We start from the raw sequence: 15165 nt of genomic DNA, 5'->3' as shown, positions 1-15165 counted from the left end.
TTACTGCACGACGAATTCGGTGAACAGCACGTCGGAGACGTGGGCCGGCTGGCCGCCGGTATCGGTTGGCTGTTCGATGAGCGCTGCGAGTTCTTTCGCGAGTGCGTGTTTTCCGTCGAGGGTTTGGAGTTCTTCCGGATGTTTGTTCGACAGTGCGAGGAGAACGCGGCTGCGGATTTCCGGCATGTGCTGGGTGAGGTGTTCCTGGGTGGCCTGGTCGGTGAGCTTGAGCGTGAGGCCGATGCGCAGGAAGTGTTGCTGGCCGTCATCCGACTGCAGGTTCACGGTGAGCGGTTCGAGCGGGAAGAACACGGGAATGGGCGCCGGGGCCGGCATTGCCGACGATGCGGCGGCCGGGGCGCGTTTCGACATGAAGAACCAGGTGCCCGCACCGGCGGCGCCAGCCGCGACCAGTACGATCAGCAGGATCACGAGAATGCGTTTTATCGTTCCCTTGGAGGACGGTGCGATAGCTTGCTGGTTTGCGGTCGTGGTTGCCATGGGGTTTCGGATAGCCTCAATACTGTAGGTTGGATTTTCGGGTTTCTTCCAGGCTTGCGATGGGTCGAAAAGAAGGGGGAATCGGGGTTAGCTCGGGAGTTTGCCCGTTCGGGCTTTTTCTGGTTTTCTTCTGTATAGGTTTTTTTGTTGTTCCCTGGCTTTTTGGCCTTTCCTTGTGTTCATGTCGGTCTATTGGCGTTGCCCCTGTGCGGGGCGGCACCTACTTTTCTTTGTCCTTGCCAAAGAAAAGTAGGCAAAAGAAAGGCGCTTCGAAATGCCATCTTTTCGAGGTGCATCATCCCCGGGGAATGGCACCCCGTGAGATGTCGTCTTCGCAGCCCCCACAACAATGGTCCGCGCACGAGACCGTCCCTCGCACAGCGCACTCAGTGACAAAGGGCTCATCCATCCGGCTCCGCTTCGCGTCGCCGACCGGCTATCGCGGGCGGCGCGCGTACGCGCGGTTTATGACCTCACCGCGACGTACGAAGTGCGGAGTGGGGTGAATGACTGCTTTGTCACGGGCGCTACTGTGCGAGGGACGGAATCGCGCGGGGACCGATGCCGGGTGAAGTGCGAGGGCGACACCTCATGGGTCGCCATTCGCGGCGGATGATGCACCTTTGAGCAAATGAGTTGTCGAAGCGCCTTTCTTTTGCCTACTTTTCTTTGGCAAGACGCCCCGAAGGAAGTCCCCTTGGGGGACAAAGAAAAGTAGGTGCCGCCCCGCACAGGGGCAACGCCAATAGACCGACATGAATTCAAGGAAAGGCCAAAGCAACAAGGAAAGGCCAAAAAGCCAGAAAAAAACAAAAAAATCAGACAAACGTATCCACAATCCCCACACTCCGCCGGACAGGCGAAGCAGCGACAGAAGAAACCTGAACCTCGCCACTACCGCCGGAGGCAAAAGAACCACCAGAGGACGAGCCACGCCCACGAGAACCCTCTTGCCCCTGCTGCTGCTGTTGCCCCGCAAACCCGAACCCATCACTCACACTCGCACTGCCCAGCCCGATCCCCCCTTGCTCCATCGCCTCGCGCAATTTAGGCAGCGCGGCTTCCACCGCTTCCCGAACCTGCTGGTGCTGTGAAACAAACAACGCATGTGCATGGTTATCGGCAACCTGCAGCACGACCTGAAGCGGTCCCAGATCTTTCGGGTTGAGCGTGAGCTCCGCACTCTGCTGGTGAGCATTCGACAGGAACACCACCTTCTGCCCCAACGCGTCCTCCCAGTCAGGCGTCCCAACCTGCGGCGCCAGCGCGGCGCCCGCCGCCGCCACGGCGTTCGGATTCAGGGTCTGCGTCGCCGCGCCCGAAGCCGCAGCGGCCGTCGCAGCCTGGGTCGCCGCCAGGCCCGCACTCGCCGCGTCAGCCGTACTCTTCAGCGCGGCAAAGCTGTCCTGTGCGTTCCCCGCGCCCGCAGCCGCCGTCGCGTCAGCGGCATTGCGCGCCGCCAGCGCGTCCGGCGTCGCAGCCGTCGCAGCGTTCGCCACACCCTGTTTCGCGCCTTCGCCCTTCGCGCCCTTGCCGCCGCCGGCAAACGATGCCCCCGCCGCCAGACCCTTGCCCACGCCACGCGTGCCAGCATCGGCGTCGGTGGCCGAACCCTTGCCAGCCGCGCCCGCGCCCGTCTTCGTGGCCGGCGCGGCAATCGCACCCTGACCGTTGGCCAGCGCGGAAAGCGCCGCCTGCAATGCGTCCTGCACGGACTTGGGATCGAGCGATGCGAGCTTCTTGCCAATGGTCGTCACGCTCGACGCCAGCGTGCTCGCAGCAGCAGTCGTCGTCGCAGCAGTGCCATCGGCCGGAAGCGCATCGGCAGCTTTCGACGCCGCTGCGTCCATCGCGGCGCTCGCCTGTGCCTGCGCGTCCGCCGCTGCCGCAGCGGCTGCTGCCGCCAGGGCGGCGGCCGTTGCCGGTGTGTCCGATGCGCCCGCGTGCTGGTGCGACTTCGTGCCCGCGCCGGTGGTCTTGCCCTTCCCGCTGGCCGCCGTGGTCTGGTGGTCCGTCGAAGAGGCGTCGGCCTTCGTCGTGCTGTCCGTGTCCTGCTTGCCGTCGGTCGCGCTCGTGCTGCTGTCCTTCGATGCATTCGCCGGCGTCGACGTGTCATGCACGCCCGACGTCGAAGACGATGCGGACGATGACGAACCCGCCGAAGCCGTCGTCGAACCCGACGATGACGACGATTGCGATGACTGGGACGATTGCGATGACGGCTGGCTGACCGGCGCCTTCGCCGCGCTGTTCTGCGAGTCGATGCTCTGCTGCAGCGTCTGCGAGAACGGCGGCGTGCTGCCGCCCGACGTGGACGACGATCCGCCCGATGTCGCGCCGGTGGTCGCGCCGATCAACGAATTGAGGAGTGAAAGTGACGTCATGCGTGATCCCGTGTGTTCGTGTCAGTCAGGGTGCGTGGGCGTCAGGCGCCTTCCACGCGCATCCGGCGAATGCGTGCTGCGTGTTCGTCGGCGTCGCGTTGTTCGCGGCGCGCGCTCTGCGTTGCCTCGGCGGCGTCGCCGCGCGCCTTCAGGACTTCGTAGGAACCGAGTTTCTGCTTCTGGCGCTGCCAGTCGGGCTTCGCCGCCTCGACGCGTGCGGTCGCGGTGGCGAGCAGCCCGCGCTGCTGCGCGATCGCGGCGTCGAGCGTGTCGATGAACGCCTGAAAATTGCGCATGTTGCCGGCAGGCATGCCAGATTGCGCCGTCGCTGTGAAACGACGGTGATATTCGTCGCGATACTGCACGAGTGAGTCGAGCTGCGCCTCGACCTCGCCGCGTTCGCGCTGCACGCGGCCAAGCCGTTGCGCGGCGGCGTCGACGTCGTCCTGCGCGAGACCAATCAGCGTCTTGATCGGAAAATGTTTCGACATCGACGTTCTCCCTATTCGAACAGTGCGTCGAGCATCGCAAGACTCGGCTCGAAGCCGGCGCTTTCGCGATAACCCTGTTGCAGAAACGCTTCCATGCGCGGATACAGCGCGATGGCCCGGTCGAGGACCTGGTCGCGCCCGCTCGAATAAGCGCCGACGTTGATCAGATCGCGGTTGCGCTGGTAGCGCGAAAGCATCTGCTTGAAAAGACGGGTCCGGTCGAGATGCGCGTCATCGATCAGCGCCGTCATCGCGCGGCTGATCGACGCTTCGATATCGATCGCCGGATAGTGGCCGGACTCGGCGAGCTGGCGCGACAGCACGATGTGGCCGTCGAGAATCGCGCGCGCGGAATCGGCGATCGGGTCCTGCTGGTCGTCGCCTTCGGTCAGCACGGTATAGAACGCGGTAATCGAACCGCCGCCTTCCGGGCCGTTGCCGGTGCGCTCGACGAGCGACGGCAGCTTCGCGAACACCGAAGGCGGATAACCCTTGGTCGCCGGCGGTTCGCCGACCGCCAGCGCGATCTCGCGCTGCGCCATCGCGTAACGGGTGAGCGAATCCATCAGCAGCAGCACGTGCTTGCCCTGATCGCGGAAATATTCGGCGAGCGAGGTCGCGTAGGCGGCGCCCTGCATCCGCAGCAGCGGCGAAACGTCGGCCGGTGCGGCGACGACGACGGAACGCGCGCGCCCTTCGTCGCCGAGAATCTGTTCGATGAATTCCTTCACTTCGCGGCCGCGTTCGCCGATCAGGCCGATCACGATCACTTCGGCGCTCGTGTAGCGCGCCATCTGGCCGAGCAGCACCGATTTACCGACGCCCGAGCCGGCGAAGAGCCCCATGCGCTGGCCGCGTCCGACGGTCAGGAGCGCATTGATCGCGCGCACGCCGACGTCCAGCACCTTGTGAATCGGCTCGCGATTCAGCGGGTTGATCGACGGCGCGGACAGCGGCGCGTCGTTCGCCGCGCCAAGCGGGCCGAGACTGTCGAGCGGACGGCCCGACGCATCGACGACCCGCCCGAGCAGCTCCCAGCCGACCGGCAGACGCTTCGCGCCCGCCATCGGATCGGCGATCGGCGCGCTTTCGAGCGGATAGACGCGCGCGCCGGGCAACAGGCCGTGGACTTCGGTGGTCGGCATCAGGAACAGCTTGTCGGCGGCAAAACCGACAACTTCCGCTTCGGCGAACGCGATCGGGCTGCCGGCAGGCAGCTCGATCATCACTTCCGAACCCACCGACAGGCGCAATCCGACTGCTTCGAGCACGAGACCGGCGGCGCGGGTAAGACGACCGCAGGCGCGCAGCGGTCGCGCGATCGCGTTGCGGGCGCGCAGGCTGTCGAGCTGGGCGCGCCAGGCCTGGAAATGCGGGTTCTCCGCAAGCGCCGGGTCCGGCACGAACGCGGGCGCGGCCGGAGCGGCGGCACGCGGAGCGCGGCTCGCCGCGGTCCTGGCGCCCGCAGCGGGCGCAGTCACCGCGGCGCGTTTCGATTCGGGCGCGCCGAACGACGCCAGCGCGAGCTCGCGTTCGAGCTCCGTCAGATCGCTGGATTCGATCTCGGCGAGCGTCGGCTTTACCATGTGCTGACCTTGCCCAACGCCGCCGCGACGCGTTCCCAGCGGGTGCCGATACCGGCATCGACTTCGCCCGTGTTCGCGTGCGCACGGCAGCCGCCGCGTTCCACCGAAGGATCGGTGCGCACGGTCCAGCCGCGCGTCTGAAGTTCCTCGAGCAGATACGCCTCGACCACCGGCAGATCCGCCGGGCTCACGATCAGGCTCGGCGCGCCGACGAGCGCGGGTTCCATCGCCAGCACTTCGCGGGCGGCGGCGATCAGCGCGGCCGGGTCGTGTTGCACGTGCTGGCGCACGACTTGCTGCGCGATGTCGAGCGCAAGCGCGACGAGGGTATCGGCGATTTCGCCGCGCGCGCCGGCGAGGGCGGCGTTGAACGTGTCGGCGATTGCCGTGAGGCGCACGGCTTCCGCGTGCGATTCGACGCGGCCCTGTTCGAGACCCTGCGCATAGCCCTGTTCGTAGCCGGCCTGATAGCCGAGCGCCTGGCCGGCGACATGGCCCGATGCGACGCCGTGTGCATGGGCGGCGTCGCGCAGGCGCTGCAGTTCGGCTTCGAAGGCGCCGTCGTCGACCGGTTCCGGTTCCGGCACCGGGTCGAACGAGGCCATCTCCCAGCGCTGGTAGGCCGAGAGGCTTTCCTTGCGCATGGGATCCTGATCAGACATAAGCATCTTCCGCCTTGCCGCCTATCACGATCTGACCGCTTTCCGCCAGGTTGCGCACGACCTGCAGGATGCGGCGCTGCTGCGTTTCGACGTCCGAGACGCGCACCGGACCGCGTGCATCGAGGTCTTCCGCGAGCAGTTCCGCGGCACGTTGCGACATGTTCGACAGGAACTTCTGGCGCAGCGCGGGCGGCGCGCCCTTGAGCGAGATGATGAGCGATTCGGACTCGACTTCCTTGAGCAGCAGCTGGATCGCGCGGTCTTCGAGGTCGAGCAGGTTTTCGAAGACGAACATCTGGTCGATGATCTTCTCCGCGAGCTCCGCGTCGTACTGGCGCACGTTTTCCAGCACGCCTTCCTCGTGGTTGGCCGACATGAAGTTGAGAATTTCCGCCGCCGTGCGGATGCCGCCCATCGGGCTGCGCTTCAGGTTGTCGCTGCCCGAGAGCAGGCCCGTCAGCACGTCGTCGAGTTCGCGCAGCGCGGTCGGCTGGATGCCGTCGAGCGTCGCGATCCGCAGCAGCACGTCGTTGCGCAGGCGCTCCGTGAAGCACGCGACGATTTCCGACGCCTGATCGCGGTCCAGGTGGACGAGGATCGTCGCGATGATCTGCGGATGCTCGTTCTTGATGAGTTCGGCCACGGCGGACGAATCCATCCATTTGAGGCCTTCGATACCGCTCGTGTCGCTGCCCTGCAGGATCCGGTCGATGATCGCGCCGGCCTTGTCGTCGCCGAGCGCCTTGGTCAGCACCGAGCGGATGTACTCGCTCGAATCGAGCGACAGCGCGGTGTGCTGTTCTGCTTCTTTGGCGAACTCCTGCAGCACCTCGTCGATCTGTTCGCGCGTGATGTTTTTCAGCGACGCCATCGCGACGCCAATCTTTTGCACCTCGCGCGGTCCGAGGAACCTGAACACCTGCGCAGCCTCTTCCTCGCCGATCGACATCAGCAGGAGGGCGCTCTTCACTACGCCTTCAGCGCTCATCGGACACCCAGCTCTTGACAACGGTTGCTACGATTTTCGGGTCCTGGCGCGCGATGTTGCGAGCGTAATCCAGGTGGCGTTCATATCTGCGTTTCTCGTGTTCGGACGTGAGCATGCTGGATTCCTCGTCCTCTTCGGTCACGACGGTCTTTTCCTGCACCGGCAGGCCGTCGAGCAGCATCGGCTCGTCCTGCGAGGGCAGAGAGGCGACGACCGGCTCCGGCGGTGGGAACGCGCGGCGCAGCGCCGGACGCACCATCATGAAGTACAGCACGAGTGCCACCAGACCGATTCCTGCGTACGTCGCGATCTGCTTCGCGAGCGCGATCATGTCCGGCGTACGCCACCACGGCAGGTTCGCGTTCGGATCGATTTCCGTCAGGAACGCGCTGTTCACGACGTTCACCGAGTCGCCGCGCTTCGCGTCGTAACCCATCGCGTCCTTCACCAGCTGGTTCACCTGATCGAGCCTGTCGGCGGTTAGCGGCTGCATCGTGACGTGGCCCTTCGCGTCGACGCTGCGCAGATAGTTGACCACCACCGCCACCGACAGGCGCTTCACGCTGCCCATCGGCTGCTCGTAGTGGCGCACGGTCTTGTCGAGCTCGTAGTTGGTCGTGGTGTCCTTGTGATCGCTGATCGGTGTCGTCGTCACGCCGCTTGCGGCGTTCGCGCTCGCGGTGATCGGCGCGGACGCCGGCTGCGGCGGCTGGTTCGACAGCGCCCCCGGCACGCCCGACGCGCCGCTCTGGGTCATTTCCGTCGCCGTGCTCGACTGCTGGCTGCGCACGGCGGCCTGCTGCGGGTTGCCGTTCGGGCCGTAGTTCTCGGAGGTCTGTTCGACCTTCGAGAAGTCGACGTCGGCGCTGACCTGCGAATGCGCGTTGCCGGAGCCGAACAGCGGCGCGAGGATCGCGTCGATGCGCTGCTGCGTGTTGCGCTCGATCTGCTGGACGTACTTGAGCTGCGTCGCGTCGAGGCCGGTGCCGGAGGCGGGCTGCGTGAGCAGGTTGCCGTCCTGGTCGACAATCGTCACGTTGCGCACCGGCAGGTCCGGCACCGCCGACGACACCATATGCGTGATCGCCACGACCTGACCTTCGTCGAGCATGCGACCCGGATACAGGTTGACGAGCACCGAAGCCGATGGCGCCTCGTGATCGCGCACGAACACGGAAGGTTTCGGAATCGCCAGATGCACCCGTGAAGACTTCACCGACGAGATCGATTCGATGGTCTGCTCAAGCTCGCCTTCAAGGGCGCGCTGGTAATTGACCTGTTCGGCGAACTGGCTGATGCCGAATTTCTGGTTGTCCATCAGTTCGAAGCCCACCGAGCCGCCCTTCGGCAGGCCCTGCGAGGCGAGGCGCAGGCGCATTTCGTGGACCTGCTCGGCCGGCACGAGGATCGCGCCGCCGGTTTCGCTGAACTTGTAGGGGATGTTCGCCGTCTGGAGCGCGTTGATGATCGCGCCGCCGTCGCGGTCGGACAGATTGCTGTAGAGCACCTTGTAGTCCGGCGCCTGCGACCACATCACGAGGCCCGCGACGATGGCGATCAGCAGCGCGACCGCGAAGATCAGCGGCGCGCGCGGATTGCCGCGCATCTGCGAGAGCGAGGTCGGGAACGGCAGGCGCTGCGAAAAATTGCCGCCCAGACCGCCACCGAGGTCCGCGGCGCCTGCCTGGCCCGCGCCGCCGGCTCCGGCCTGTGCGCCAGCGAGGCCCATGCGGGCGTCGGGGTTGATCAAAGAGTTGGCTGACGAATCCATGCGTCGGGTATCTCCGGGATGCCTTGAGTCCTGCTCCGGCCCGCCGCGTCGGGCTTGACGGGCGCAGGGGCAGACACTTTCACGTTAGGGATTATCCCCACCGGCATGCAACCTGATTGGCCGAATAGAGCCGGGTTTCCCCCCTACTTTCGCGTCTGTGGCAAAAGGGCCGCTGCTATGCTTCATTCCAGATCGGCACGCCCAGGCACGCCGGTTTTCCTTCTTCTGGAGAGAACATGACATTGCCCGTGAGCCCACTTTTGTCGGCGCTACAGCAGATGCAGTCGATGGCCGCGCAGGCAGCCGGTGGCACCGCCCCGGCTGCTTCCGGGTCCGGCGCGGCCACGCCCGGTAACTTCGCCGCGGCGCTGAAGGCGTCGATCGACAAGATCAGCAGCGACCAGCAGAGCTCGATCAGCGAGGCGCATGCCTTCGAAATCGGTGCGCCGAACGTTTCGCTGAACGATGTGATGGTCGACATGCAAAAAGCCAATCTGGGCTTCCAGTTCGGCCTGCAGGTCCGTAACAAGCTGGTTTCGGCCTACAACGACATCATGCAAACCGCTGTTTGAGCCATCTCCCGGTCCCCTGTGGGCTAAAGCTTTACGCGTGTAATCCGATAACCCGGTTACAGGGATGACGGATTGCGGGCGGCGACGCTTCGTGACAATCCGCCAGCTATCCGCAATCTGCATCACACAGGAGGAGCGCCGATGTTTTCCCCAGGACAGGCTGGAGCCAATGCCTATGCGCGTGTCGGCGTCGAAACGGGGGTGATGGGCGCGAGCCCGCACCGCCTGATCGTCATGCTGTACCAGGGGGCGCGCCAGGCAATCGCGCAGGCCCGCATGTACCTGCAGCAGGGCAATGTCGCGGCGCGTGGGGAGGCGATCGGCAAGGCGATCGAGATCATCGGCAGCGGATTGCAGCAGTCGCTCAATCTGGAAGCCGGCGGCGAAATCGCGGAGCGGCTCGACGGGCTGTACACGTACATGGCGCGACGTTTACTCGACGCGAATATCAAGCAGAGCGAAGCCATGCTCGTCGAAGTCGACGGCTTGCTGGCCACGCTCGAAGAAGCCTGGATCGGGATTGCCCCGGAGATCGCGCGGATGGCGACACAGTCGTCCGCTGAAAGCATGAGATGACATCGAACGCAGAATATTTCGCCCGCTACGAGGCGATCGCAGCGATTTCCAACCGGATGTTGACGGCGGCGCGCCACGCGCTCTGGAATGACCTCGTGGTGTTGCAGGAAGAATATCGTCGGCTTGTTGACGGGCTGAAGCACGCAGAAGAAGGCGTGAAGCTCGACGATGCTGAGCGCTCGCGTAAATTCGAGCTGATCCGCCGCATCCTCGCCGACGACGCCACGATCCGCGATCTCGCGAACCCGCGCATGGCAAAACTGTCGGCGCTGTTCGCCGCGACCTGCCCGGCCAGCGTGCTGAAGGAACTTTACCAGGCGCGCTGAGCGCGCTTTTATCGACCCGTACCGTCGTCGGGGCGCATGGCCGCCGATGACCACGCGCCAGGGGCGCGCGAGAGGAACCGGCATGAACGGAATCGACACGGCTGTGGCTTCGCTGCTGGCAAGCCGCGTCGACAGCCTCCTTTCGATCGGCTCGCGGGCCGACGCCGCCACATCGCAGACGGGCGCCTCCGCGCTTACCGTCGAGACACCGGTTACGCCTGGCGGCGCGTTGCCCGCCGCACCCGCTACTCCTCAAGCTTCCGCGCAGACCGCGCTATCCGCTGTCGCCCTCACGCTCGACGCGATCGCCCGCTCGGGCGGCGACGCGACACCCGCTGTCGTCGGCCAGATGCCGGTGTGGGCCGCCGCGCCCGCGATCGACGTCGCCATCGAAGGCATGCTCTTGCCGCTGTTCGATACGCCGGCAGCGACGGGCTCGGGATCGGCTGCGGCCGGCGGGGCCGCGGCGAATACAGGCGCCGCCGCCGCGACGGGCGCAGCCGCGGCGAGCGTGGTCGCATCACCGTTGCCGGTTGCCGCGCTCGTCGCGGCGCTTCAGCGCACGGTCGCCGAAAGCGGTCTTTTCTACGAATCGCATCTTGCGCAGTGGCTCTCGGGGCAGCGCACGCCCGCGTCGCTTGCCGGCGAACCGCAGAACCGGCTCGCCGACGCGGCCGCCCAGCTTCCGCTCGACTGGAGCACGGACGCCAATGCTGCAGCGCAGCCGTGGGCGTCTGGCGCCGCAGCCCAGGCCCGCGCGACGGCCGCCACGCTGAACCCGAACGGCAGCGCGGCCACGTCACGCGGCGGGCCCGACGCTTCGCAGATGCAGGCGGCCCGCTTTGTCGCGCTCGAACTCGCCGCCGACGACGCGTTCCCGGATTCCTCGCAGTCGCTGCGCTCGCTGCTGCATACGTCGCCGGGCGACGCGGCGTCCAGCGCGAATTCAGCCACTACATCGCAGCAACTCGCCGCATCGATTCATCCCGCGACGATTCCACTCGTGCGCCAGCAACTCGATCTGCTGGCGACCGGGCAGTTTCGCTGGACCGGCGAGGCATGGCCGGGCGCGCGGCTCGACTGGACTATCGAACAGGACGGCGACGAATGGCAACGCAGCGGCGGCGGCGCGGAAGGCGACGAGCCGTATCCGTGGCGCACGCGACTCACGCTGTCGCTGCCTTCGCTTGGCACCATCGATGCCGATCTGACGTTGAACGGCACGCAACTGATGGTGCGGGTTCAGGCGAGCCCGAACGGCGCCGCGCGTCTTGCCGCGCAGGGTGAGCTGTTTCGCCAGCGCCTCGCGGCGGCCGGTATCGATCTCAGCGCGCTGTCGATCCGTGAGATCGGCGGCGCGGCAGTGGGCGGGGTGAACAGCGGTAGCGATGCCGCGAGTGCCGCGCAGGCAACGAGCGCGTACGCGCGCTCGGCCGCGGCAGCCGGCGAGGAAGCCGGCGCGGCGGCGCGTGCCGCCGGGGCCAGTCCCGCTTCGGGTGCGGGCACGAACGCACGCGCCGCGCCACCGGATGCGGACTACGACTGGGATCTCGCATGAGCCGCACGCATCGCAGGAGCGCGGCGGCGCTCCGTTATGACGCCAACAGCGGCGACGCATCGCCGCGCGTGATCGCGAAGGGATACGGTCTCGTCGCCGAGATGATCGTGCAGCGCGCGAAGGAAGCCGGTCTGTATGTACACGAGGCACCCGAAATGGTGTCGCTGCTCATGCAGGTCGACCTCGACACGCGCATTCCGCCGCAGCTGTACCAGGCCGTCGCGGAACTGCTCGCGTGGCTGCACCGGCTCGAGAGCGGCGCCGCCGACGACGCGCCCGGCACCGCCATCGCGCCGTCTTCGCCCGCGGACCCGGCCGCGCCGTTCACGCCGTTCACGCCTTCGCGCTAGAACCGCATCATCACGCTCATCAGCATGTTGAAGAGCCGTCCGTAGGGCGGCGCGACGAGGGCGCGCGCGTTCAGCCGCGCCTGCTGCAACACCGGCTTCATCTTCGAGAAGGTCACGAAACCTTCGTAGCCGTGATACGCGCCCATGCCGCTCGCCCCGACGCCGCCAAACGGCAGGCTCTCGCACGCCAGATGCATCAGCGTTTCGTTCACCGCCATCCCGCCCGCGATCGTTTCATGCGTGACGCGTTCGATTGTCGCGGCATCGTCATCGTAGAGATACAGCGAAAGCGGCCGTGGACGTGCGTTGATGTACGCGATGGCGTCGTCGAGCGTGTCGTACGGGACGATGGGCAGCAGCGGTCCGAAAATCTCTTCCTGCATCAGCGCGGATTCATCCGGCGCGTTCGTGACCGCGACGAGCGGAAAACGGCGTGACGCAGCGTCGCCGGGCGTGTCGGTGAGTTCGTGCAATTGCGCGCCGCCTGCCGCTGCTTCGTCGGCGAAGCGTTGCAGACGCTCGAAATGACGCGCTGAGATGATCGTCGTGTAGTCGCGGTTGCGCGCGAAGTCGGGGTAGAGCTTCGCCATCCGCACGCGGGCGCGGGCGACGAACGCCGCCTCGCTGCCGCGCGGCACCAGCACGTAATCGGGCGCGACGCAGGTTTGCCCGGCATTGAGCGTCTTGCCGGCGACGAGGCTGTCGACCGCATAGTCGAAACGCGCGTGCGGACCGACGATCGCGGGCGACTTGCCGCCGAGTTCCAGCGTGACAGGCGTGAGGTTGCCGGCGGCGGCGCGCATCACGTGACGGCCGACCTGCGTCGAACCGGTGAACAGCAGGTGATCGAATGGCTGCGCGCTGAACGCTGCGGCGAACGCGGCGTCGCCGTTTACGACGGCCACGTGGTCGCGCTGGAACGTCTGCGCGATCAGCTGCTCGAAGAGCGCCGACGTACGCGGCGTCACCTCGGACATCTTGATGATCGCGCGGTTGCCGGCGCACAACGCGCTGATGAGCGGCCCGGCCGCCAGCAGGACCGGATAGTTCCACGGCGCGATGATCCCGACGACCCCGAGCGGCTGCGGCACGACCTTCACGCGCGCGGGCAGCAGCCATTTGTTCGTGCTGCGCCGCCGCGCTTTCATCCAGCGCCTGCCGTGTCGCAGCGCGCCGTCGATTTCACCTTTCAGGAGCAGGAATTCCGCGAGCAGCACTTCCTGTTTCGCGCGATTGCCGAAGTCGGCGCTCATCGCTCCGGCGAGCGCGTCGCGATTGTCCAGCAGCATCGCGCGTAGCGTCTTCAGATGCGTCGCCCGCGTTTCCCACGACGGGTACGGCGCGCGCAAATACGCGTGACGCTGTTCGCGCAGCAGCGCTTCGAGCGCCGCGACGTCGGGCAGATCGTTTTTCATGGTGTTTCTCCCTGGATTTCCGTGAGACGGTCCACGTGTGGCCGTCCCTTTTTATGTACTGAAGCGGGATGAATCCGGCTATCCGCTAGATCTGAAATGCGCGTCCGATGATCGCTGCGTGATCCACGTCCGCAGGCAACGTGCCGTAGACGCGTCCGCTGTCGCCGCAACCGTCGGCCAGACGTGTGGCGATGAACGCGTCGGCGAGCGCGGCGGGCGCGTGCTGTACGAGCAGCGTCGCCTGCGCGGCGAGCACGATCTGCTGCGCGATCCGGCGTGCACTGGCTTCGCGTCGTTCCGGCGCCGCGCCCAGCGTCGCGACGAGCCGCTCCAGCGCCGCCCCGAGCGCGGGATGACCGTGCTGCGCCGTCGCGCGCCATGCGGCCAGCAGCGCCTGCGCGGCTTCCGGCTCGCGCTCCAGCGCGCGCAGCACGTCGAGGCACATCACGTTGCCCGAGCCTTCCCAGATCGAATTGACCGGCGCTTCGCGATAAAAGCGCGCCATCGGGCCTTCTTCGACATAACCGTTGCCGCCCCAGACTTCCATCGCCTCGCCGGTGAATTCGAGTGCGCGCTTGCAGACCCAGAACTTCGCCGCCGGCGTGACGATGCGTCGCCACGCGCGTTCCTCCGGCGTGTTGTCGGTGTCCTCGAACGCGCGCGCGAGGCGCATGAACAGCACCGTCGCCGCTTCGGATTCGAGCGCGAGATCGGCGAGCACGTTGCGCATCAGCGGCTGGTCGACGAGGTGTTTGCCGAACGCGCTGCGATGCCGCGCGTGGTGAATCGCCTGCACGAGCGCGGCGCGCATCAATGCGGCGCTGCCGATCACGCAGTCGAGCCGCGTGTAGTTCGCCATTTCGATGATGGTCGGCACGCCGCGTCCTTCGTCGCCGATCATGACGCCGTATGCGTCGACGAATTCGACTTCGCTGCTCGCGTTCGAGCGGTTGCCGAGCTTGTCTTTCAGGCGCTGGATCTGCACGGCGTTCTTGCTGCCGTCGGGGGCGAAACGCGGCACGTAGAAGCACGACAGGCCCGCGTGATCGCCTGTGCGCGCGAGCACGAGATGCGCATCGCACTGCGGCGCGGAGAAAAACCATTTGTGTCCGACGAGCCGGTAAGCGGCGCCGCGGCCCGCACCGCCCGGCTGCGCGAACGCGCGTGTCTGGTTGCTGCGCACATCCGAGCCGCCCTGTTTCTCGGTCATGCCCATGCCGATCATCATCGACTTCTTCTGCGCGAGCGGGATGTCGCGCGGATCGTGCTCGCGGGTGTACAACTGCTCGCGCAGCGTGTCGAACAGCGCAGGTTCGCGTTGCAGCACGGGGATGCTGGCGAACGTCATCGTCAGCGGACACAGCGAGCCGGATTCGAGCTGCGCGTGCAGGAAATAACCGGCGCAGCGCGCGACCATCGCGCCTTTTTGTGGATCGGAAAACGGCAGCGCGTGCAGGCCTTCGCGACGCAGCAGGGCGAGCAGGCTGTGCCACGACGGATGAAATTCCAGCGCGTCGATGCGCTCGCCGCGCGGCGAAAACGTAAAGAGTTCGGGCGTATGACGGTTCGCGACTTCAGCGAGCGCGAGCACCTCGGGCGCGGACAACGCGGCGCCGTGACGCCGCAGCGAATCGCGATGCCACGCCGCGCCTTCGCGATCGACGGCGGCCGTGAGCGCGGCGTCGCTTTCGAAGAGGTTGTAGTTTGCGAGCGGCGGGACCTGATTGGTCACGTCGTGGGTCTTGCCGAGGCTGTGCAGTTCCATCTGCTGTCTCCGTTCACCGGATGCATGCCCGGGTCCGTTTCTGGATCGACGTTCGATCGATGCGTGCAGTGCTGCATCGCGAGAGGCGGCGCGTTGCCTGACGCGTTTGAATGCCGCGCCGCCGTGGTGACCCGCGCCGGCGGCAGCTTTTCATCATAGGGGCGCGGGCGGCGTTTCGTTTAGAGGGATCGCTCTGACACGAGCGCGCCGCTCGCCCGGC

14 protein-coding genes are annotated in these 15165 nt (G+C 66.4%); 5 read left to right on the top strand and 9 right to left on the bottom strand.

Features of this window, described 5'->3' with window-relative positions:
- The 7 genes from fliL to fliF form a co-directional block, all read right to left on the bottom strand.
- Positions 1–501: a flagellar basal body-associated protein FliL gene (gene fliL, locus LPA34_RS16195; RefSeq protein ID WP_228979896.1), complete on the bottom strand. Its 501-nt coding sequence runs from the start codon at positions 499–501 to the stop codon at positions 1–3.
- A gap of 818 nt (positions 502–1319) precedes the next feature.
- Positions 1320–2885 carry a flagellar hook-length control protein FliK gene (locus tag LPA34_RS16190; RefSeq protein ID WP_228979895.1) on the bottom strand — a complete coding sequence of 522 codons (1566 nt, stop codon included), beginning with the start codon at positions 2883–2885 and terminating at the stop codon, positions 1320–1322.
- A 41-nt stretch (positions 2886–2926) separates the two neighbouring features.
- Positions 2927–3376 carry a flagellar export protein FliJ gene (gene fliJ, locus LPA34_RS16185; RefSeq protein ID WP_228979893.1) on the bottom strand — a complete coding sequence of 150 codons (450 nt, stop codon included), beginning with the start codon at positions 3374–3376 and terminating at the stop codon, positions 2927–2929.
- An 11-nt stretch (positions 3377–3387) separates the two neighbouring features.
- Positions 3388–4962 carry a flagellar protein export ATPase FliI gene (gene fliI / locus LPA34_RS16180; protein ID WP_228979889.1) on the bottom strand — a complete coding sequence of 525 codons (1575 nt, stop codon included), beginning with the start codon at positions 4960–4962 and terminating at the stop codon, positions 3388–3390.
- Positions 4956–5630 carry a flagellar assembly protein FliH gene (gene fliH, locus LPA34_RS16175; protein WP_228979887.1) on the bottom strand — a complete coding sequence of 225 codons (675 nt, stop codon included), beginning with the start codon at positions 5628–5630 and terminating at the stop codon, positions 4956–4958. The genes fliI and fliH overlap by 7 nt, the downstream gene beginning before the upstream one ends.
- Positions 5617–6612 carry a flagellar motor switch protein FliG gene (gene fliG / locus LPA34_RS16170; RefSeq protein ID WP_228979885.1) on the bottom strand — a complete coding sequence of 332 codons (996 nt, stop codon included), beginning with the start codon at positions 6610–6612 and terminating at the stop codon, positions 5617–5619. Before fliG ends, fliH begins: the two co-directional genes overlap by 14 nt.
- Complete coding sequence (fliF, locus tag LPA34_RS16165; protein ID WP_228979883.1) at positions 6602–8383, bottom strand: flagellar basal-body MS-ring/collar protein FliF; 1782 nt, start codon at positions 8381–8383, stop codon at positions 6602–6604. Before fliF ends, fliG begins: the two co-directional genes overlap by 11 nt.
- A 236-nt stretch (positions 8384–8619) precedes the next feature.
- On the opposite strand from fliF, the gene fliE reads away from it, so the two are divergent.
- The 5 genes from fliE to LPA34_RS16140 all read left to right on the top strand — a co-directional run bounded on the left by fliE (position 8620) and on the right by LPA34_RS16140 (position 11765).
- Positions 8620–8955, top strand: a complete 336-nt coding sequence (fliE, locus tag LPA34_RS16160; RefSeq protein ID WP_228979878.1) for a flagellar hook-basal body complex protein FliE — start codon at positions 8620–8622, stop codon at positions 8953–8955.
- 141 nt (positions 8956–9096) lie between these two features.
- Entirely contained in the window at positions 9097–9531 is a 435-nt protein-coding gene (gene fliS / locus LPA34_RS16155; protein ID WP_228979876.1) for a flagellar export chaperone FliS, read from the top strand.
- Positions 9528–9857: a flagellar protein FliT gene (locus LPA34_RS16150; RefSeq protein WP_228979872.1), complete on the top strand. Its 330-nt coding sequence runs from the start codon at positions 9528–9530 to the stop codon at positions 9855–9857. The genes fliS and LPA34_RS16150 overlap by 4 nt, the downstream gene beginning before the upstream one ends.
- 82 nt (positions 9858–9939) lie before the next feature.
- Positions 9940–11415: a flagellar hook-length control protein FliK gene (gene fliK / locus LPA34_RS16145; RefSeq protein ID WP_228979870.1), complete on the top strand. Its 1476-nt coding sequence runs from the start codon at positions 9940–9942 to the stop codon at positions 11413–11415.
- Positions 11412–11765 (top strand): EscU/YscU/HrcU family type III secretion system export apparatus switch protein, encoded by a 354-nt coding sequence (locus LPA34_RS16140; RefSeq protein WP_228979869.1) that lies wholly within the window; start codon positions 11412–11414, stop codon positions 11763–11765. Before fliK ends, LPA34_RS16140 begins: the two co-directional genes overlap by 4 nt.
- Here the strand turns inward: LPA34_RS16140 and LPA34_RS16135 are convergent.
- A complete protein-coding gene (locus tag LPA34_RS16135) occupies positions 11762–13180 on the bottom strand; it encodes a coniferyl aldehyde dehydrogenase (protein WP_228979868.1) in 1419 nt (472 codons plus the stop codon). The two genes, LPA34_RS16140 and LPA34_RS16135, sit on opposite strands and share 4 nt — an antisense overlap.
- Positions 13181–13265: 85 nt before the next feature.
- On the bottom strand, positions 13266–14945 hold the full coding sequence (locus LPA34_RS16130) for an isovaleryl-CoA dehydrogenase (RefSeq protein WP_228979867.1): 1680 nt from the start codon (positions 14943–14945) through the stop codon (positions 13266–13268).
- Between the last annotated feature and the right edge of the window lie 220 nt (positions 14946–15165).

This window comes from Paraburkholderia gardini, from assembly GCF_907164575.1.
GTDB classification, from domain to species: Bacteria; Pseudomonadota; Gammaproteobacteria; order Burkholderiales; family Burkholderiaceae; genus Paraburkholderia; species Paraburkholderia gardini.
Note: the sequence above shows the minus strand (reverse complement) of the source record. Positions and strands in the feature narration are given on the sequence as shown.

Excerpts from the sequence above, each read along its gene's own strand:
- fliF (WP_228979883.1), bottom strand. The coding sequence starts at position 8,383 with ATGGATTCGTCAGCCAACTCTTTGATCAACCCCGACGCCCGCATGGGC.
- LPA34_RS16135 (WP_228979868.1), bottom strand. The coding sequence starts at position 13,180 with ATGAAAAACGATCTGCCCGACGTCGCGGCGCTCGAAGCGCTGCTGCGC.
- fliG (WP_228979885.1), bottom strand. The coding sequence starts at position 6,612 with ATGAGCGCTGAAGGCGTAGTGAAGAGCGCCCTCCTGCTGATGTCGATC.
- fliK (WP_228979870.1), top strand. The coding sequence starts at position 9,940 with ATGAACGGAATCGACACGGCTGTGGCTTCGCTGCTGGCAAGCCGCGTC.
- fliE (WP_228979878.1), top strand. The coding sequence starts at position 8,620 with ATGACATTGCCCGTGAGCCCACTTTTGTCGGCGCTACAGCAGATGCAG.
- fliH (WP_228979887.1), bottom strand. The coding sequence starts at position 5,630 with ATGCTTATGTCTGATCAGGATCCCATGCGCAAGGAAAGCCTCTCGGCC.
- fliJ (WP_228979893.1), bottom strand. The coding sequence starts at position 3,376 with ATGTCGAAACATTTTCCGATCAAGACGCTGATTGGTCTCGCGCAGGAC.
- LPA34_RS16140 (WP_228979869.1), top strand. The coding sequence starts at position 11,412 with ATGAGCCGCACGCATCGCAGGAGCGCGGCGGCGCTCCGTTATGACGCC.
- fliS (WP_228979876.1), top strand. The coding sequence starts at position 9,097 with ATGTTTTCCCCAGGACAGGCTGGAGCCAATGCCTATGCGCGTGTCGGC.
- fliL (WP_228979896.1), bottom strand. The coding sequence starts at position 501 with ATGGCAACCACGACCGCAAACCAGCAAGCTATCGCACCGTCCTCCAAG.
- LPA34_RS16150 (WP_228979872.1), top strand. The coding sequence starts at position 9,528 with ATGACATCGAACGCAGAATATTTCGCCCGCTACGAGGCGATCGCAGCG.
- fliI (WP_228979889.1), bottom strand. The coding sequence starts at position 4,962 with ATGGTAAAGCCGACGCTCGCCGAGATCGAATCCAGCGATCTGACGGAG.
- LPA34_RS16190 (WP_228979895.1), bottom strand. The coding sequence starts at position 2,885 with ATGACGTCACTTTCACTCCTCAATTCGTTGATCGGCGCGACCACCGGC.
- LPA34_RS16130 (WP_228979867.1), bottom strand. The coding sequence starts at position 14,945 with ATGGAACTGCACAGCCTCGGCAAGACCCACGACGTGACCAATCAGGTC.